This is a genomic window from Serratia sp. JKS000199 (assembly GCF_900215455.1).
GTDB lineage: Bacteria > Pseudomonadota > Gammaproteobacteria > Enterobacterales > Enterobacteriaceae > Serratia > Serratia ureilytica.
In genome coordinates this window covers 2,052,432-2,071,465 of the sequence record NZ_LT907843.1, presented here as the reverse complement: position 1 = coordinate 2,071,465, position 19,034 = coordinate 2,052,432, and the positions used below count along the sequence as shown (strand labels likewise).

The window sequence follows — 19,034 nt, the reverse complement described above, 5'->3', positions numbered from 1 at the left end:
ACTGGAGTCGATAAGTATGACCAACATCACGAAGAAAACCCTCATTGCCGCCGGCGTCATCGCCGCGCTCGGCATCACAGCAACCACCTCCGCCTTCGCGGCCGACGTTCCTGCAGGCGTGCAACTGGCCGACAAGCAAGAAATCGTCAAAAACAACGGTTCCGAAGTGCAGTCGCTTGACCCGCATAAAATCGAGGGCGTGCCGGAAAACAACGTGACCCGCGATCTGATGGAAGGCCTGGCGAACAACAGCCCGGACGGTTCCATCGTGCCGGGCGTCGCGGAAAGCTGGGATAACAAGGATTTCAAAGTCTGGACCTTCCACCTGCGTAAAGACGCCAAATGGTCCAACGGCAAGCCGGTGACGGCGCAAGATTTCGTCTACAGCTGGCAGCGCGTGGTGGATCCGAAAACCGCGTCGCCTTACGCCAGCTACCTGCAGTACGCCCACGTAGAAAATGTCGATGACATCATCGCCGGTAAAAAAGACAAGTCGACGCTGGGCGTGAAGGCCATCGACGACCACACCTTCCAGGTGACCCTGAGCGAGCCGGTGCCTTATCTGGTTGAAATGACCCCACACTACGCCATGAAACCGGTCTATAAGGACGCGGTAGAGAAGTTTGGCGAGAAGTGGACGCTGCCGGCCAACTACGTCAGCAACGGCGCCTACAAACTGAAAGACTGGGTTGTCAACGAACGCATCGTACTGGAACGTAACCCGGAATACTGGGATAACGCCAAAACCATCATCAATAAAGTGACGTTCCTGCCTATTTCGTCGGAAGTGACCGACGTTAACCGCTACCGCACCGGTGAAATCGACATGACCTACAACAACATGCCGATCGAACTGTTCCAGAAGTTGAAGAAAGAGATCCCGAAAGAGGTGCACGTCGATCCTTATCTGTGCACCTACTACTACGAAATCAACAACCAGAAGGCGCCGTTCACCGATGCGCGCGTGCGTGAAGCGCTGAAGCTGGGCATGGACCGCGACATCATCGTCAACAAGGTGAAAAACCAGGGCGATCTGCCGGCCTACAGCTTTACGCCGCCATACACCGACGGCGCCAAGCTGACCCCGCCGGAGTGGTTCGGCTGGACGCAGGAAAAACGCAACGAAGTGGCGAAGAAACTGCTGGCGGACGCCGGCTACGGCCCGGGTAAACCGCTGACCTTCTCCCTGCTGTACAACACCTCCGACTTGCACAAGAAGCTGGCGATCGCCGCCGCCTCCATCTGGAAGAAAAACCTGGGCGTGGACGTGAAGCTGGTGAACCAGGAGTGGAAAACCTTCCTGGATACCCGCCATCAGGGCACCTATGACGTATCGCGCGCCGGCTGGTGCGCCGACTACAACGAACCGAGTTCGTTCCTGAACATGATGCTGTCCGACAGCAGCAGTAACACCCCGCACTACAAGAGCGCCGAGTTCGACAAGCTGATGGCCAACGTGTTGACCGCGAAGACCAAAGACGAACGCGCCGACCTGTATCAGAAAGCGGAAGTGCAGCTGGATAAAGATTCCGCCATCGTTCCGCTGTATTACTACGTGAACGCCCGTTTGGTGAAACCTTACGTTGGTGGTTACACCGGCAAAGACCCGCTTGATAACGTGTACGACAAAAACCTGTACATCATCAAGCATTGATACGGTAAGAGCCGGCGGCGCAGGCCGCCGGCCCATGTTGAGAATAATAAGCCGTCATCAGGCTGTCGCACAGGGTTAGGGCAATGCTGAAATTTATACTTCGTCGCTTGTTGGAAGCGATCCCGACACTATTTATCCTTATTACCATCTCATTCTTCATGATGCGCCTCGCGCCCGGCAGTCCATTTACCGGGGAACGCGCATTACCGCCGGAAGTCATGGCGAATATCGAAGCCAAATACCATTTGAACGACCCGATCTGGAAACAGTACGGTCATTATCTGGCGCAGCTTGCGCAGGGAGACTTCGGCCCGTCCTTTAAATACAAGGACTATTCGGTCAACGATTTGGTGGCCAGTTCTTTCCCGGTGTCCGCCAAGCTCGGTCTGGCCGCGTTTCTGTTGGCGGTGGTGCTGGGCGTTAGCGCCGGCGTGATCGCGGCGTTGAATCAAAACACCAAATGGGACTATACGGTGATGGGGTTCGCCATGACCGGGGTGGTGATACCCAGTTTCGTGGTGGCGCCGCTCTTGGTGCTGATCTTCGCGATTACGTTGAAATGGCTGCCGGGCGGCGGCTGGAACGGCGGCGCGCCTAAGTTCATCATCTTGCCGATGGTGGCGCTGTCGCTGGCCTATATCGCCAGCATCGCCCGTATCACGCGCGGCTCGATGATTGAAGTGCTGCACTCCAACTTCATTCGCACCGCGCGCGCCAAAGGTTTGCCGATGCGCCGCATCATTTTCCGCCACGCGCTGAAGCCGGCGCTGCTGCCGGTACTGTCCTACATGGGCCCGGCGTTCGTCGGGATCATCACCGGCTCGATGGTGATCGAAACCATCTACGGTCTGCCGGGGATCGGCCAGCTGTTCGTTAACGGCGCGCTGAACCGCGACTACTCCCTGGTGTTGAGCCTGACCATTCTGGTGGGCGCTCTGACCATTCTGTTCAACGCGATCGTCGATGTGCTGTATGCGGTCATCGATCCGAAAATCCGTTATTAATCTGGAGCACGCGAATGATGTTGACTAAAAAGAACAGCGAAGCTCTGGAGCACTTCAGCGAGAAGCTGGAAGTGGAAGGGCGCAGCCTGTGGCAAGACGCGCGTCGGCGCTTTATGCACAACCGCGCGGCGGTCGGCAGCCTGTTCATTCTGGCGCTGATCACGCTGTTTGTGGTGCTGGCGCCGATGCTGTCGCAATTTGCCTACGACGATACGGATTGGGCGATGATGTCCGCCGCGCCGAGCATGGAATCGGGGCACTACTTCGGCACCGACTCCTCCGGGCGTGATCTGCTGGTGCGCGTGGCGATCGGCGGGCGCATCTCGCTGATGGTCGGCGTGGCCGCCGCGCTGGTGGCGGTAGTGGTGGGCACCCTGTACGGCGCGATGTCCGGCTATCTGGGCGGTAAGGTCGACTCGGTGATGATGCGCCTGCTGGAGATCCTAAACTCCTTCCCGTTCATGTTCTTCGTGATCCTGCTGGTGACCTTCTTTGGTCAGAATATCCTGCTGATCTTCGTGGCGATCGGCATGGTGTCGTGGCTGGATATGGCGCGTATCGTGCGCGGGCAAACCCTTGGCCTGAAGCGCAAGGAGTTCATCGAAGCGGCGCTGGTGTGCGGCGTCTCCACGCGCAACATCGTGCTGCGGCATATCGTGCCTAACGTGCTCGGCGTGGTGGTGGTGTATGCCTCGCTGCTGGTGCCGAGCATGATCCTGTTCGAATCCTTCCTCAGCTTCCTGGGGCTGGGCACGCAGGAACCGTTGAGCAGTTGGGGCGCATTGCTCAGCGACGGCGCCAACTCAATGGAAGTTTCACCGTGGTTGCTGCTGTTCCCGGCGGGTTTCCTGGTCGTCACTCTGTTCTGTTTCAACTTTATCGGCGATGGCCTGCGTGACGCCCTCGACCCGAAAGATCGTTAAGGAGTGCAACCATGAGCACCATTGAACATCCTCAACTGCAAACCGCCGCCGGCGTCAAAGCGTCGCCGCTGCTGGACGTGAAAGACCTGCGTGTCACGTTTTCCACCCCGGACGGCGACGTGACGGCGGTGAACGATCTGAACTTCGATCTGCGCGCCGGTGAAACGCTGGGCATCGTCGGTGAATCCGGCTCCGGCAAATCGCAGACCGCGTTCGCGCTGATGGGGCTGCTGGCCAGCAATGGCCGCATCGGCGGCTCGGCCAAATTCAACGGCCGTGAAATCCTCAACCTGCCGGAAAACCAGCTCAACAAGCTGCGGGCCGAAGAGATCTCGATGATCTTCCAGGACCCGATGACCTCGCTCAACCCGTATATGCGCGTTGGCGAACAGCTGATGGAAGTGCTGATGCTGCATAAGAAAATGAGCAAAAGCGAAGCCTTTGAAGAGTCGGTACGCATGCTTGACGCGGTGAAAATGCCGGAAGCGCGTAAGCGCATGCGCATGTATCCGCACGAGTTTTCCGGCGGCATGCGCCAGCGCGTGATGATCGCCATGGCGCTGCTGTGCCGGCCGAAGCTGCTGATCGCCGATGAACCGACCACCGCGCTGGACGTGACCGTCCAGGCGCAGATCATGACGTTGCTCAACGAGCTGAAGCGCGAGTTCAACACCGCCATCATCATGATCACCCACGATCTGGGCGTGGTGGCCGGCATCTGCAACAAGGTGCTGGTGATGTACGCCGGGCGTACCATGGAATACGGCAGCGCGCGCGAGGTGTTCTACCAGCCGAGCCACCCGTATTCCATCGGTCTGTTGAACGCGGTGCCGCGTCTCGACGCCGAAGGCGAGGCGTTGCTGACCATTCCCGGCAACCCGCCGAACCTGCTGCGGTTGCCGAAAGGCTGCCCGTTCCAGCCGCGCTGCCCGTACGCCATGGAACAGTGCGCGAGCGCTCCACCGTTGGAGCAATTTGGGGAAGGGCGCCTGCGCGCCTGCTTTAAACCGGTGGAGGCGTTGGTATGACAGCGGTAACCGACAAGAAAGTGCTGCTCGAAGTGGCCGATCTGAAAGTGCACTTCGACATTCATGACGACAAGCAGTGGTTCTGGCAGCCGCCGAAAACCCTGAAGGCGGTCGACGGCGTTACGCTGCGGCTGTTCGAGGGGGAAACCCTGGGCGTGGTCGGCGAATCCGGCTGCGGCAAATCCACCTTCGCGCGCGCCATCATCGGCCTGGTGAAGGCCACCAGCGGGCGCGTCGCCTGGCTGGGTAAAGATCTGCTGGGCATGAGCGACGCCGACTGGCGCAAAACCCGCAGCGATATCCAGATGATCTTCCAGGATCCGCTGGCTTCGCTCAACCCGCGCATGACCATCGGCGAAATCATCGCCGAGCCGCTGCGCACATACTACCCGAAAATGCCGCGTCAGGAAGTGAAGGACAAGGTCAAGGCGATGATGCTGAAGGTCGGCCTGCTGCCTAATCTGATCAACCGTTATCCGCACGAGTTCTCCGGCGGCCAGTGCCAGCGTATCGGCATCGCGCGCGCGCTGATCCTCGAACCGAAGCTGGTGATCTGCGACGAGCCGGTCTCCGCGTTGGACGTGTCGATTCAGGCGCAGGTGGTGAACCTGCTGCAGCAGCTGCAGCGCGAAATGGGGCTGTCATTGATCTTTATCGCCCACGATTTGGCGGTGGTGAAGCACATTTCCGATCGCGTGCTGGTGATGTATCTGGGCCATGCGGTGGAGCTGGGCACCTATGACGAGGTGTACCACAATCCGCAGCACCCTTACACCAAGGCGCTGATGTCGGCGGTGCCTATTCCGGATCCGGACAAGGAGAAGGAAAAGCAGATCCAGCTGTTGGAAGGGGAGCTGCCTTCGCCGATCAACCCGCCGTCCGGCTGCGTGTTCCGCACCCGCTGCCCGATCGCCGGGCCGGAGTGCGCCAAGACGCGCCCATTGCTGGAGGGCAGTTTCCGACATGCGGTTTCGTGCCTGAAGGTCGATCCGCTGTAATGCGCCGCTAGCCGGCAACAAAAAGCCCCGCTTATTCAGCGGGGCTTTTTTTTATCCGAAACGTTAGCGGTGAATCACTCTTTCCACAGAATGTGGCACAGCTTGTGGTCTTTCTCGCGGCAGATCAGCACGCGGGCGAACACGTCGTTGATCGGCTCGCCGTCGCTGTCCGCCAGACCGATCACCACTTCGGCGAAGAAGTCCGGGTTCAGGTCGTAATCCACGTGCTCGCTCCAGTCTTCGGAGGGGTCGTACAGTTCTGCGCCGCCGCGCTCTTCAAACTGCAGATTGAACAGCAGAATATCCGCCGGATCCAGATTGTCGCCGGCCAATTCGAGGAAGATGTCGTAGGCCTGTTCCAGCGTTTCGTCTTCGGTAAGGCGGTTATTCAAATCCATAAAAAAATCCTGATAACAAATGATTTGGCGCTATTAAAGCACGCTCGCCGCGGCTTTTACAGCAACGGGCTGAAAAAGTAGAACAGGCGCTCGACCAGGCGGTGCCAGAACGGCCGCTTCAGCCACTCTTTGGCGTTCAGCAGCTTGGAGCGAGCGATGTAATCTTCCTGCACGCAGGCCAGATCGCTGCCGAAGCCGTCGTCGTCGATCACCAGGGTGATTTCGAAATTCAGCCACAGGCTGCGCATATCCAGATTGACGGTGCCGACCAGGCTGAGCTGGCCGTCGACCAGCACGCTCTTGGTGTGCAGCAGGCCGCCTTCGAACTGATAGATTTTCACGCCGGCTTCCAGCAGCTCGGAGAAGAACGCGCGGCTGGCCCAGCGCACCATCATCGAATCGTTGTCGCGCGGCACGATGATGCTGACCTCGACGCCGCGCAGAGCGGCGGTGCAGATGGCGTGCAGCAGATCGTCGCTCGGCACGAAGTACGGCGTGGTCATGATCAGCTGTTCGCGCGCGGAGTAAACCGCGGTCAGCAGTGCCTGGTGGATCATTTCCTCGGGGAAGCCGGGGCCGGAGGCGATCACCTGAATGGTGTGGCCGCTTTCCTGCTCGAACGGCATGATGTTGACGTCCGGCGGCGGCGGCAGAATGCGCTTGCCGGTTTCAATTTCCCAGTCGCAGGCATAGACGATGCCCATGGTGGTGGCCACCGGGCCTTCCATGCGCGCCATCAGATCGATCCATTGACCGACGCCCGCATCCTGTTTGAAATAGCGCGGATCGACCATGTTCATGCTGCCGGTATAGGCGATGTAGTTGTCGATCAGCACCACCTTGCGGTGCTGGCGCAGATCCATGCGGCGCAGGAATACGCGCAGCAGGTTGACCTTCAGCGCTTCGACCACTTCGATGCCGGCGTTGCGCATCATCGCCGGGTAGGGGCTGCGGAAAAATTGCAGGCTGCCGGCGGAGTCCAGCATCAGACGGCAGTGTACGCCGCGCCGCGCGGCGGCCATCAGCGATTCGGCCACCTGATCGACCAGGCCGCCGGGCTGCCAGATATAGAACACCATTTCGATGTTGTGGCGCGCCAGCTCGATGTCGCGGATCAGCGCTTTCAGCGTGTCGTCGGTGGTGGTGAGCAACTGCAGCTGGTTGCCCTTGACGCCGTCGATGCCCTGGCGGCGGTTGCACAGCTGGAACAGCGGTTCGGCGACTTTACTGTATTCGGTGGCGAAGATGCGGCGACTCTCTTTCAGCTCTTTCAGCCAGCGCGCGGTCGACGGCCACATGGCCTTGGCGCGCTCGGCCCGGCGCTTGCCCAGATGCAGCTCGCCGAACGATAAATAGGCGACGATGCCGAACAGCGGCAGAATATAGATAACCAGCAACCAGGCCATGGCAGAGGGAACCGCACGGCGTTTCATCAAAATGCGCATCGTCACGCCGGCGATCAGCAGCCAGTAGCCGAACACCATGAGCCAACTGATTACGGTATAAAATGTTGTCATAAAGGCGAAAAATCCCGTTCGCAAACCACCAATGATGAGTGTACGCACAGATCGGTCAAGGCGAAACCTTTTATCGGCGCTTATGTTACATAAATATGATGAAGTTAAGGCACTTGCCGAAACCGAAAGGGCGGCTTTTAGCGGCGCGGCGCCTGCGATGTCGCCGATAACGGCGACTTGGATCGCGGGCTGAAAGGGCTATAATGCCCGCGGTTGGCATTAGACGAACGAGTGACGGAATTATGAGACGCAGTAGAAATGAAGTGGGCCGTTGGCGAATGTTGCGGCAGAGCCAACGCCGTCGGCATCGTTGGCTGGAGCGCCAGTCTTGCAGCAATCGCCATATTATCCGGGTGCGCCGTCGCCTGGACGATCAGCATCGGCGCGCGCTGCTGTTTGCGGTATCCTGCGAGTGGTAAAACGAAAACAGTCCCGTGAGGGACTGTTTTGTTATGGCGCCTGGGTTTATTTGCCGAGGTAGGCGTTGAGCATCCAGACCTGTTTTTCCTGCTCTTTGATGTAATCGCTCATCAGCGACGCGGTGCCTTCGTCGCCGGCGTCCGCCGCGACCGTCAGCAGTTCACGCTGCTGTTGCAGCAAGATTGAATACCCTTCCAACAGGCCGCGCAGCGTGCCCTTATCATCGGTCACATTGGTGTGTTCCTTGATATCGGCGGTTTTCAGATAGTCGCTGTAAGCGTGGCGCGGCTGCGAGCCCAGCGTCAGAATGCGTTCCGCCAGCTCATCCACCTTGGTCAGCAGATCGTTGTAAGTTTCTTCGAATTTCGCGTGCAGCTCAAAGAATTGCGGGCCGGTAATATTCCAGTGATAGCCGCGCACGTTCATATACAGCACCTGATAATTCGCCAACAGCGCATTTAGCGCTTCGGCGAGTTTTGCCGATTGTTTACTGTCGAGGCCGATATGGGTTTTCGCTGCTTTCTTCGCCGTTGCCATAATAATCTTCTCCTGATTATTCGTTCCAAGGGTAGACAGAATCAATTTCCATAGCTGTTACAGTAACCGGATTTATCGCAGGGTTAAACACGATAACAGGCATCATTGCCATCGCTCAAACCGATGACGATAAATCCGTCGAGCAAATTGCCGAATCAGTTTACGCAGGATCCGCAGGCGAAAAAAGTCGCTTTTATCGGTTACTTGCGCAGCGCCAGTTTTACCACGCCGGCGCCCAGCGCCATTAACAGCGCGGCGGCGATCAGCACCATGATAAACGCGCGATCGAAGGCCAAACGCGCCAACTGCGTCAGCTGCTGCGCGCGATCGGCCGCCATCCCGGCCGCCAGGCGCAACGCCTCGTCGATGCTGTCGTAGGCCAACTCGCTGACCGGCAGCTCCGCCGGCAGCGCCAGACTATGGCTGTAGACCGCCGTCATCAGCCCGCCGAGCAACGTCACGCCCAGTACGCCGCCCAGCTCGTAGGAGACGTCTTCGATAGAGGCCGCCATACCGGATTTCTCCTCCGGCGCGTTCAGCATGATGGCGGTGGACGCGGCGGTGATCACGCCGCCGAGACCAAAGCCCACCAACGCCAGGCTCACCAGCTGCAGCGCTATGCTGCTTTGATACAACAGGGCGAGGCCGGCGATGCCGAAGGCGGTCAGGGCGAAACCGCCGAGGATGATGCTGCGTTCGCCATAGCGCGGCAACAGTAAACCGGCCATCGGCCCCGCCAGCGCCGAGGCCAGCGGGATCGGCAAGATGAACAGCGCCGCCTGCAGCGGACTGAGGCCGAGCACCAGCTGCAGGCGTTGGCTGAGCACCAGCTCGACGCCGATCAGGGCCACCATCGACAGCAGCGCCACGCCGATGCCGCCGGCGAACAGCCGGTTGCGGAACAGGGAGAAATCGATCATCGGGTGGGCGCTGCGCTGCTGGCGACGCACGAACAGCGCCAGGAACAGGATGCCGATCAGGGCCGCTGCGAGCAACGCGCTGACGTCAGGCGCCGGCTTACTCAGTTCCTTCAGCGCATAGATAGCGCCGACCAGACCGATCATGATCTGCACCGAGCCGACGATATCGGCGGGGCGCGGGTTATCGCCGCCGCAGCGGGGGATCAGTTTCCACGCCAGCGGCCAGACCAGCAACACCACCGGTACGTTGATCAGGAACACCGATCCCCACCAGAAATACTCCAGCAGCAGGCCGCCGACCACCGGGCCGATGGCCGCGCCGCCCGAGGCCACCGAGGCCCAGATGCCGATCGCCAGCGCGCGTTCGCGTTCGTCGGTAAAGACGTGGCGCACGATGGACAGCGTGGCGGGCATCATCATTGCTGCGCCAACGGCGAGGAACACCCGTGCGGCGATCAGCCATTCGGCGGTGGGCGAAAAGGCGGCGCACAGCGAAGCGACGGCAAACACCGGCAGCCCGGCGAGAAACAGCCGCTTATGGCCGACGCGATCGCTCAGCATGCCGGCGCCGGGCAGCAGCCCGGCGACCACCAGCGGGTAGGCGTTGACGATCCAGAGTTTTTGCGAGGCGCTGGCGTCCAGCGCCTGGGTTAAACGTGGCAGAGCGGTATAGAGCACCGTCATGTCGATAACAATCAGGAAAAGGGCGCTGGCGACCATCGTCAGGATCAACCAGCGGTTCTTGGCGTACATAAGTCATAATCCAGTTTACGTGGGCGACGCGAAGGCGCCGCCATTGCGGTAACCCTCCGGCGATGCCGGGTGGTATACTGGTGATAATATATATCCATACGTTCGTATTGAAAAGAAGGGTTTCTTAATGGGACGTCAACGCAGCATCGATCGCGACAAGGTTTTGGACACCGCCGAAGAGATCGTCGCCACCCAGGGCGCCGCCGGTTTAACCATCGACGCCGTCGCCAAAGCGATGGGGATCTCCAAGGGCGGGGTGCAGTATTGCTTCGGCAGCAAAGACGCCCTGATCGACGCGATGTTCGATCGCTGGGGCAGCGCCTATGAAACGCTGTTCGCGGAGATCGCCGGCGACGATCCTTCGCCGCAGACCAGCGTGCGGGCGCATATGTTGGCTACCCAAAGTTCGGATCAGACCGCCAGCGCCAAGGCCGCCGGGTTGATGGCGACGCTGATTCAAACGCCGGAGCATCTGGCGAGCACGCGCGAATGGTATCGCAGCCGCATCGCCGGGCTGGATTTGACTACCGAAGAGGGTAAGCGCGCGCGGCTGGCGTTTCTGGCCACCGAAGGCGCCTTTATGCTGCGTTATTTCGGTTTGATGGATATCGGCCAGGCGGAATGGGAAACGATGTTCGCCGATATGCAGGCGTTGATTTTAACGGGCAGCGCCTATCGCACTGATAGCTAGTAAAGCGTGCGGCGAAAGGCGTATGTTTATCGCACAAGATATTCCCTCGAAGAACTTTTTAGCCAGCCCCTCCGTGCTGGCTTTTTTTTTGCCTGCGGCAAGCTTCGGAGCAAAGGCCCCCTGAGTGCAGGGGGCGCCGGACATTACTTGCGCGCGTCCAACAGTTGCTGGGCATTCTCTGCGGTGACGACGGTCCACGGAATATAATAATGCTTCTGCGTGCCGCCCTCCCATTTCAGATCTTTGGCGTACTGTTTCCAGATATCCGACTGTGGTTGATAACTTTCCCCTTTCACGGCGCGCAGCGCGACGTCGATGGAACCCTGCATCTGGCCTTTGGCATCTTGCAGGATAGAGACCATTTCACCGGCCTGCACCGCATGAATCGCGTCGGAAACGCCGTCGACGCCCGCAATGGCAAAGTCTTTCACGTTCAGGCCGGCCCCTTTAATCGCTTCGATGGCGCCCAGCGCCATCTCGTCGTTCTGGCCAATCACGCCGTTGATTTTGCCCCGGTGTTTCTGCAGCCAGTTTTCCATCAGCGGCTGCGCTTCAGCGCGTGACCAGTTGGCCGTTTTACGTTCAAGCACGGTCACCTGGCCGGCGCCGCACTCGGCAATCGCTTTATCATTGCCCTTGCCGCGCTGGATCTCGCCGCTGCCGCCTTTCGGGCCTTCGATAATCACTACGTTCACCTTCTGGTTCTTGCAGTCGAGTTTGTCCAGTACGGCTTTGGCTTCCAGATACCCGCCCAGCTCGTCATTAGACACCACTTCAGACGTCATCGCGTCCGTGTTCAGGCGCGCGTTGGTGACCACCACCGGGATTTTGGCTTCGTTGGCATTGGTGACGATATCGATATTGGCCTCAAAATCCATCGGGTTGACGATAATGGCATCGGCGCGCGTCTGGATAGCGGTGGCGGCCTGATCGTTTTGCACCGATGCATCATAACGCCCATCGTAGAAAGTCAGTACGGCTTCGCCGCTTTTCACCGCCGGGTGTTCCTTGCCGAACCTTTCCATCAATTGCACGAACTCGGCTTTGTTGCCGTACATCAATACCGCGATTTTAACCGGGGCGGCCTGAGCCGCCGACAGGCTGCCGAACAGCATGGCAGAGGCAAACAACGCTATCTTGGTCTTATTCATGGTTTTCTCCTGGTAGAGTTGGGTCTGATGTTATTAATCGCGCTGTTGCTTACGCGAGGGGTCGAGCAAGACGGCAAGAACGATCAATGCGCCTTTGATAATTTGTTGGTAGTACGATTGCACGCCGAGCAGATCGAGGCCGTTATTCATCACCCCGATAATCAGCACGCCGAAGAAGGTGCCGACCAGCGTACCGACGCCGCCGGCCATGCTGGTGCCGCCGATCACCACCGCAGCGATGGCGTCCAGCTCATACCCAGCGCCGGCGTTGGTTTGCGCCGAACCGGTGCGCGCGGTGAGGATCAGGCCGGCGATGCCGGCCAGCGCGCCGCACAGCGTATACACCAGTATTTTGATGCGCGTGACGTTAATCCCCGAGGTGCGCGCGCTTTTCGGGTTGCCGCCGACGGCGTAGATGTAGCGCCCGAAGAGGGTTTTATTCAGCACGAGCCAGGCGAGGGCGAACAGCACGATGAAGATGATGACGGGCACCGGAACGCCGCCGACATAGCCATTGCCTAACCAGCGGAAATCGCTGTTCAATTGCGATACTGGATTGCCGTTGGTGGTCAACATGGTTAACCCGCGCGCCGCGGAGAGCATGCCCATGGTGACGATAAACGGCTGCAACCGGTAGCGAGCCAACACGGTGCCGTTCACCAGGCCGCAGACGATGCCGATCCCCAGCGCCACGATCAGCGGCGCCATAACGGCGGTCGCGGTATCACCGATAGCCAATCCGCTATTGTTGGTGGCGAAGCGGGCGGCGACGATGCCGCTTAACGCCAGCACCGAGCCGACGGAGAGATCGACGCCTGCCGTGATGATGACGAAGGTCATGCCTATCGCCAGAATGCCGTTGATCGAGACCTGGCGCAGTACGATCAGGGTGTTTTCATTGCTGAGAAAATAATTGCTGCTCCAGGCTCCCTGGGCGACCTGATATTCGCCAATCAGCGCCACGATCAGGCACAGCGCGAAAAAGGCGATGATAATGCCGTATTTGTGCATACGGCGCTTATTGCGGGTGAAAAATGACATTCCTGGTGATAAGGAGTGGGCGCTGCTCATTTTGTTTTTCTCTCTCTGTTAAACCGCAAGTTTCATCAGTGCTGCCTGAGTCGCATCGGCTGCCGCAAGCTCGCCGGCCAACTGCCCGTCACGAAACACCAGGATGCGATCGCTCATGCCGATAATTTCCGAAAGCTCGGAGGAAACCATGATGATCCCTTTGTTTTGCAAGGCGAACTCCGACATAAATCGATAGATCTCTTTCTTGGCGCCGACGTCGATACCGCGCGTCGGCTCGTCGAGCAACAACACCTCCGGCTCCAACAGCGCCCAGCGGCCCAGCACCACTTTTTGCTGGTTGCCGCCGCTCAGGTTGCCCACGGGCTGTTCGCCATCGTGGGTTTTAACGTTAAAGCGCTGGATCATGTCGCGGGTTCGCGCTTGCTCCCGTTTTTCGCTGACGAACCCCATTCGGCTTATGCCGGCAAAAGAGGCGATATTGATGTTTTCACTGACGGAACGGCACAGCACCAGGCCGGTTTCCTTGCGATCTTCCGTCACGTAGGCAATGCCGCTGTCGATGGCCTCTCGCGGGGAATGGCGGTTAAGCGTCTTGTCGCCCAAGCGGATCGTGCCGCTGTCGGCATGCTGAATGCCGAAGATAAGATCGAGAAACTCGCTGCGGCCCGATCCCACCAGGCCGTAGATGCCCAGGATCTCACCGTGCTTAAGCTGCAGGCTGATATCCTTTATCTTGCTGCGCCAACACAGACCGTTGACCTCCAGCAAGACCTCTTCGCCGGGTTGATTGAACTTGGCGAACTCGCTGTCGTATTCGCCGCCGATAATGTGTTCGATCAACTGCTCGCGGGTAATGTCGGCGATATAGCCTTCATGGATATAGGCGCCGTCGCGGAAAATGGTGTAGCTGTCCGCGATTTGGAATATCTCGGACAAACGGTGGGAGACGTAGATAATGCCTTTACCTTTCGCCGCCAGTTGCTGAAGCGTATGAAAGATTTTTTGCGCATCCTCTTCGCCAATCGCCGAGGTGGGTTCATCCATGATGATGATGTCGGCATTGGCGTGCGACAGCGCTTTGGCGATCTCGACCAGTTGCTGCTCGGCGACGCTCAGGTTGCGCATTTTTTCTCGGGCGTCGATCTTGAAATCAAGTTCCTCGAGCAGACGGGTGGTGCGTTGGTTGAGCGTCGCAAAGTCGACGAACCCCAGGCGTCTCGGCTCGCGGCCCAGCCAAATGTTTTCGGCCACCGTCAGGTCCGGGATCGCGCTCAGCTCCTGCTGCACGATGGCGATGCCGGCATTGAGGGCTTCCCGGGGATGATGAAATTCACAGCGTTGACCATTGATAAAAATGTCGCCGCCATCGGGTTGAATAAAGCCCATCAGAATGCTGAGAAAGGTGGATTTCCCCGCGCCGTTGCCGCCGCACAGGGCATGGATGGATCCGCGCCGCAGGCAAAACTCGGCGTTCTTGAGCGCCACGACCGGGCCAAAGGCTTTCCTGACGCCACTGACTTCCAGCAGGTAGGCAGGGGCTTGCGTATGGGGATCTCGCGTCACGATTGAACCTCCGGGTATGTCCGCTGCAAACGCTGCAGGTACCGTTGATAAAGCGTCTCGTATTGCGTTTGCCTGTCGGCGTTTGGCGTCGTGCGTGTGGCTTCATCCAGGGAAACGAAGCGTTGGCACAGTTCAGCCAAGAGCCCGGCGGCGTTCTGGTGCGGGCGATCGGCCAACGACGTCGCCCACATCGCTTGAATGGCGCCGCCCAGCGCGGCGGTCTCTTTGACGTTCAGGCAGACCACCGGGCACCCCATCACGTCCGCGACGATTTGTCGCCAGGCGGCGCTGCGGGCGCCGCCACCGGTGAGGCGGATCTCGCGCGTTTCGATGCCCTGGCGGCGAAACAGCTCGATGCCATAGCGCAGGCCGTAGGTGGCGCTTTCAACCACCGCCAGGCAGAGATTGGCGCGAGTAAAATTGTCGCTATCGAGGTTATGCAGGCTGGCGCGCGCGTGGGGCAGCGGGGGAACGCGTTCGCCGTTGAAGAACGGCAGCATCTCGACGCCGCCGGCACCCGGCGCCGCCTGCGCCAATAAGCGGTTAAAGCCGTCAAGATCTTCGTCCAGCAGCGTCTGCATGGCCGTGGTGGCCGAGGTGACATTCATGGTGCATATCAAGGGCAGCCACCCGTTGGTGCTGGAGCAGAAACCGGCAATCATGTCGGATTCCGCCACGACGGGCGCGGCGGACCAGGCGAATAGCGTGCCGGAGGTGCCGAGGCTCAGGGTAACGGTGCCGGCCTCGATGTTGCCGGAACCGATGGCCGCCATCATGTTGTCGCCGCCGCCGGTCGAGACCCGAACTGCCGGGCCGAGGCCGAGCTTTTCCGCCACGAAGGGGCACACCGTGCCGATGCAGCATTCCGCGCTTTTGAGCGGCGGCAGGGCATGCCATAAACGGCCGCTGTCATCGATAAGATTGACGGCGGCTTGACTCCAGCTACGGGTGCGCACATCGAACAGCCCGGTGCCGGAAGCATCGCCATATTCCGCTACACGCTCCCCGGTCAACCAGAAGTTCAAATAATCATGCGGCAGCAGCACGGTGTGCAGTTTTGCCCAGAGCGCCGGATGGTGCGTCTTGAACCAAAGGATTTTTGACGCGGTATAACCGGTGGCGAGCCGCAGGCCGAGCTTGTCCAGCGAGCCCTTGGCGCCGCCGAGCCGCTGCAGCAGCAGTTCGTTTTCCTCCGCGGTTTCGGTATCGCACCACAGCTTGACGCTGTGCAGCACGTTGCCGTCTGCGTCCAGCGGCACAAATCCATGCTGTTGGCCCGAGACCCCCAGAGCGTTAATTTCCCCGGCATCAATACCGGCGTTAGTCACGGCTTGGCGAAACGCGGTGACCAACGCCTCAATCCACCAGTCGGCCTCTTGTTCGCGCCGGCCATTGGCTTGGCTGATGAGGCGGTGAGGGGCGCTGCCCTCACCGAGGATCACGCCCTGTGTGCTGTCGACAATCACGACTTTCGTGCCTTGCGTACCGCAGTCTATGCCAGCATAGAGCGCCATAGGATCACTCCATTTCCAGCATGATTTTGATGTCCGAGGCATGTCCCGCCGCCGCGCGCTCGAAGGCGGCCACGCTGTCGGAGAATTTGTAGGTTTGGCTTATCAACGGCTGGACGCGCAACTTGCCGCTGCTCAACAGCCGCAGCGTGCGCGGATACATGTTGGCGTAGCGGAAAATGGTCTTGAAGGTGATTTCCTTGGCCTGCGCTGCGACGATATCCATCGGCGCGGCGTCGATCGGCATGCCGACCAGCACGGCGGTTGCCCCTGGCGCCGCATGTTCGGCCAGCGTAGCGATAGCCGGTTTTGCGCCGCTGCATTCAAACACGATATCGACGCCATTGCCGCTGGTGAGCGCAGCCACTTTACCCGCCAGGTCGCCGGTTTTGATATTGACGGCGTGCAGCCCTTCATAGCTGGCCGCCACGGCGAGTTTCTCGTCAAACAGGTCGCAGATAATGACGTCCGAGCAGCCACCCGCCAGCGCCGCGAGGGCGGTGACCACGCCGATCGGCCCAGCGCCGATCACCAGCGCGATATCGCCGGGTTTGATCCCGGCTTTGGTGGCCGCTTGCATGCCGATGGCCAGGGGTTCAACCATGGCGCCTTCAGCGAAACTGACGTTGTCCGGCAGTTTGAACGTGAATGCGGCGGGGTGGATGACGGTTTCGCGCAAACAGCCGTGCACCGGCGGCGTCGCCCAAAAGCGAACGGCGGGGTCCAGGTTGTAAATCCCGGCGCGCGTCTGCGCCGAGTTGAGGTCGGGAATGCCGGGCTCCATGCAAACGCGATCGCCGACGCTGAGGTGAGTGACGTTTTCACCTGTCGCGAGTACCACGCCGGCGGCCTCATGGCCGAGCACCATCGGGGCTTTGACCACAAACGGGCCAATGCGGCCATGCTGGTAATAGTGCACATCGCTGCCGCAGATGCCCACGGAATGAATTTTTATCTTTACATCGTCGGGCCCCAGCGTTTCGGCCAGTTGGACGTCCTCGATAGCGATTTCCCCCGCTTTGGCCAGCACTAATGCTTTCATATTGCCTCCTGGTGAATCATTTTTATGGTAACGGTATCATTTCAATGCGGCGATAGTGAGCTAATGCGGGTGGTTAAACTGTGATCAATGTTGGAATTACTCGACGAGAGTTAATTTTGCTGGCGGGTTGTTATTCAATATAGCGATGGTGGTCACAAAATCGGCGTGGCAATGACGGTTTTAATATCGGCCTGTTGATATCGATACCGTTACTTTGCCGGGGGAATGATGAACAAACAACAAAGCGCCAGAGCCGCTACGCTGGAGTATTTGCGCCAGGCGGACATTATCTTGACCGAAGAAGAACAGCAACGCATTGAAATTGCGACGTTTGGTCTGGCCGACTATCCCGCGTCCGGGTTGCAGCTGCTGACCTACGTCAACTCACCTCGGTATTGCGCGAAAGAGCTGGTGCTGTTTCCTGGGCAGACTTGCCCGGAACATTTACACCCTCCCTTTGCCGGCACGCCCGGCAAGCAAGAGACGTTCCGTTGCCGTTGGGGAGAGGTGTTTTTGTTTGTCGATGATGAAAATCTGACGCCCAACGATCGCGGCGGCCAACCGGTATGCCGGGTGCCAGAGGGCGCGGAGCAGTGGTATACCTGTCATCGCTATATCCTCTTGCGGCCGGGGGAACAATACACCATTGCGCCCAATACCCGTCACTGGTTTCAGGCGGGGAAGCAGGGCGCGGTGGTGTCCGAGTTCTCTTCCGAGAGCCGTGACGAGCTGGATATTTTTACCGATCCGCGAATTAACCGTCTTGCCGGCGTAAACCATTAGCGCCAAGAACAAAGTTCTGTCATGATGCCGGGAATGATACAAAATGATACCTTCAAGCTAAGGAGCTGCATTTGGCCGTGGGTCGAGGACGGAAAGCGACGCTGGCTAGCGTCGCCGCACAGGCGAACGTCAGCAAAATAACCGCTTCGCGGGCATTTTCACAGCCGGACAAGGTCCATCCGGAAACGTTGAGGAGAATTCGGGAGACCGCCGCCGAACTCGGTTACGTGGTCAATGCCGCGGCGCGCAATCTGCGGGCGAAAAGCAGCAGAACCATTGGCATCGTCAACCCCGACATGGCCAACCCATTCTTTGGCGGCCTGACGCGTCTGATGACGCTTGAAGCGCAAAAGATGGGGTACGACACGCTGGTGTTCGACTCCTATGAGTCTCAGGAAAGCGAAGACAGGATCATCGACAAACTCATTGGCTACAACGTCGATGCGATTATTCTCTCGGTCATTTCCAACGATCATCTGTACCGGCCTTCCTACCTCAAACGTCTGGAAACGCTCAATATACCGGTGGTGTTGATCGATCGGGAATTGGAGAGTCACCACTGCAGCGGGGTGTATATTGATAATCTGGATTGCGGCCTTCAGGCGGGGCGTTGGCTTCTGGAACAGCAGGCGCAGCGGGTGGTGGTGATCTCCGGGCCGGAGAATTCCAACGTTGCACGTGACAGGGTCACTGGCTTGCAGGCGGCATTGCAAGGGAAGGTGGCTTCGCTCGACGTGCGGTATGCCGATTTCTTTATGGATGTCGCCTGGCAAGAGACGAGCCGCTGGCTGGCCAATAACCCCGCCCCCGATTTTTTCGTCGGCTGCAATAACCAGATCTCGCTGGGCATCATCAAGGCCTGTATCGAACATCGGTTGCCGTTGATGCAGGACGTGTCGTTGTTCAGCATCGATGAGGTTTCACATGCCGAGATCTACGGTTTCCATTTCCCCTGTGTGTCACACGACTTGCAAGAGATCGCCTGGCAAGCGTTGAATCTGGCGATCCGCCGTATTGCCGATCCTGAGATAAAGCCGGGCAAGGTGGTGGTGCGGGGAAAACTCGTCGTGTAACGGTGCCGGCAACGTGTAGCCGACATCTCCGTTAAC

General features: G+C 59.1%; 18 protein-coding genes. 9 read left to right on the top strand and 9 right to left on the bottom strand.

The genetic code is table 11. The features are described from left to right. Positions 1 to 16 precede the first annotated feature (16 nt). The 5 genes from oppA to oppF all read left to right on the top strand — a co-directional run bounded on the left by oppA (position 17) and on the right by oppF (position 5,607). Positions 17 to 1,654 (top strand): oligopeptide ABC transporter substrate-binding protein OppA, encoded by a 1,638-nt coding sequence (gene oppA, locus CPH57_RS09925; protein WP_033643298.1) that lies wholly within the window; start codon positions 17 to 19, stop codon positions 1,652 to 1,654. An 83-nt stretch (positions 1,655 to 1,737) separates the two neighbouring features. Next, positions 1,738 to 2,658, top strand: coding sequence for an oligopeptide ABC transporter permease OppB (gene oppB, locus CPH57_RS09920; RefSeq protein ID WP_004932150.1), 921 nt, complete (start codon positions 1,738 to 1,740; stop codon positions 2,656 to 2,658). Between the two features lie 14 nt (positions 2,659 to 2,672). Continuing rightward, positions 2,673 to 3,581 carry an oligopeptide ABC transporter permease OppC gene (oppC, locus tag CPH57_RS09915; RefSeq protein ID WP_033643297.1) on the top strand — a complete coding sequence of 303 codons (909 nt, stop codon included), beginning with the start codon at positions 2,673 to 2,675 and terminating at the stop codon, positions 3,579 to 3,581. An 11-nt stretch (positions 3,582 to 3,592) separates the two neighbouring features. Then, positions 3,593 to 4,609, top strand: coding sequence for an ABC transporter ATP-binding protein (locus CPH57_RS09910; RefSeq protein WP_047574933.1), 1,017 nt, complete (start codon positions 3,593 to 3,595; stop codon positions 4,607 to 4,609). Beyond that, positions 4,606 to 5,607 (top strand): murein tripeptide/oligopeptide ABC transporter ATP binding protein OppF, encoded by a 1,002-nt coding sequence (oppF, locus tag CPH57_RS09905; protein WP_019452737.1) that lies wholly within the window; start codon positions 4,606 to 4,608, stop codon positions 5,605 to 5,607. Before CPH57_RS09910 ends, oppF begins: the two co-directional genes overlap by 4 nt. Positions 5,608 to 5,681: 74 nt before the next feature. Here oppF and CPH57_RS09900 read toward each other — a convergent pair whose 3' ends face one another. Together CPH57_RS09900 and cls are read right to left on the bottom strand one after the other, a co-directional pair. Further along, positions 5,682 to 6,005 carry an HI1450 family dsDNA-mimic protein gene (locus CPH57_RS09900; protein ID WP_004932139.1) on the bottom strand — a complete coding sequence of 108 codons (324 nt, stop codon included), beginning with the start codon at positions 6,003 to 6,005 and terminating at the stop codon, positions 5,682 to 5,684. Positions 6,006 to 6,061: 56 nt separating this feature from the next. After that, positions 6,062 to 7,522, bottom strand: a complete 1,461-nt coding sequence (cls, locus tag CPH57_RS09895) for a cardiolipin synthase (RefSeq protein ID WP_033643295.1) — start codon at positions 7,520 to 7,522, stop codon at positions 6,062 to 6,064. A 242-nt stretch (positions 7,523 to 7,764) separates the two neighbouring features. On the opposite strand from cls, the gene CPH57_RS09890 reads away from it, so the two are divergent. Continuing rightward, entirely contained in the window at positions 7,765 to 7,941 is a 177-nt protein-coding gene (locus CPH57_RS09890; RefSeq protein ID WP_025159792.1) for a YciY family protein, read from the top strand. 46 nt (positions 7,942 to 7,987) lie between these two features. Here the strand turns inward: CPH57_RS09890 and CPH57_RS09885 are convergent, their stop codons facing one another. Together CPH57_RS09885 and smfY are read right to left on the bottom strand one after the other, a co-directional pair. Continuing rightward, on the bottom strand, positions 7,988 to 8,479 hold the full coding sequence (locus tag CPH57_RS09885) for a Dps family protein (RefSeq protein ID WP_019452735.1): 492 nt from the start codon (positions 8,477 to 8,479) through the stop codon (positions 7,988 to 7,990). Between the two features lie 200 nt (positions 8,480 to 8,679). Continuing rightward, positions 8,680 to 10,152 (bottom strand): multidrug efflux MFS transporter SmfY, encoded by a 1,473-nt coding sequence (gene smfY / locus CPH57_RS09880; RefSeq protein WP_033643294.1) that lies wholly within the window; start codon positions 10,150 to 10,152, stop codon positions 8,680 to 8,682. A gap of 127 nt (positions 10,153 to 10,279) precedes the next feature. Between smfY and CPH57_RS09875 the strand changes: the two genes are divergently transcribed. Continuing rightward, on the top strand, positions 10,280 to 10,843 hold the full coding sequence (locus tag CPH57_RS09875) for a TetR/AcrR family transcriptional regulator (RefSeq protein ID WP_033643293.1): 564 nt from the start codon (positions 10,280 to 10,282) through the stop codon (positions 10,841 to 10,843). 143 nt (positions 10,844 to 10,986) lie between these two features. Here the strand turns inward: CPH57_RS09875 and CPH57_RS09870 are convergent, their stop codons facing one another. The 5 genes from CPH57_RS09870 to CPH57_RS09850 are packed head-to-tail and all read right to left on the bottom strand — an operon-like array spanning position 10,987 to position 17,142. After that, positions 10,987 to 11,994, bottom strand: a complete 1,008-nt coding sequence (locus tag CPH57_RS09870; RefSeq protein ID WP_033643292.1) for a substrate-binding domain-containing protein — start codon at positions 11,992 to 11,994, stop codon at positions 10,987 to 10,989. A 33-nt stretch (positions 11,995 to 12,027) separates the two neighbouring features. Further along, positions 12,028 to 13,065, bottom strand: coding sequence for an ABC transporter permease (locus CPH57_RS09865; RefSeq protein ID WP_033643291.1), 1,038 nt, complete (start codon positions 13,063 to 13,065; stop codon positions 12,028 to 12,030). Positions 13,066 to 13,083: 18 nt separating this feature from the next. Continuing rightward, complete coding sequence (locus tag CPH57_RS09860; RefSeq protein WP_369825822.1) at positions 13,084 to 14,592, bottom strand: sugar ABC transporter ATP-binding protein; 1,509 nt, start codon at positions 14,590 to 14,592, stop codon at positions 13,084 to 13,086. Continuing rightward, a complete protein-coding gene (gene xylB / locus CPH57_RS09855; protein WP_060660637.1) occupies positions 14,586 to 16,103 on the bottom strand; it encodes a xylulokinase in 1,518 nt (505 codons plus the stop codon). The genes CPH57_RS09860 and xylB overlap by 7 nt, the downstream gene beginning before the upstream one ends. Positions 16,104 to 16,107: 4 nt before the next feature. Beyond that, positions 16,108 to 17,142, bottom strand: coding sequence for an NAD(P)-dependent alcohol dehydrogenase (locus CPH57_RS09850; protein ID WP_033650233.1), 1,035 nt, complete (start codon positions 17,140 to 17,142; stop codon positions 16,108 to 16,110). Between the two features lie 228 nt (positions 17,143 to 17,370). Here CPH57_RS09850 and CPH57_RS09845 point away from each other — a divergent pair, with 228 nt between their 5' ends. Both CPH57_RS09845 and CPH57_RS09840 read left to right on the top strand, forming a co-directional pair. Then, positions 17,371 to 17,925 carry a D-lyxose/D-mannose family sugar isomerase gene (locus CPH57_RS09845; protein ID WP_033643287.1) on the top strand — a complete coding sequence of 185 codons (555 nt, stop codon included), beginning with the start codon at positions 17,371 to 17,373 and terminating at the stop codon, positions 17,923 to 17,925. A gap of 71 nt (positions 17,926 to 17,996) precedes the next feature. Further along, a complete protein-coding gene (locus tag CPH57_RS09840; protein ID WP_033643286.1) occupies positions 17,997 to 18,998 on the top strand; it encodes a LacI family DNA-binding transcriptional regulator in 1,002 nt (333 codons plus the stop codon). Positions 18,999 to 19,034 lie beyond the last annotated feature (36 nt).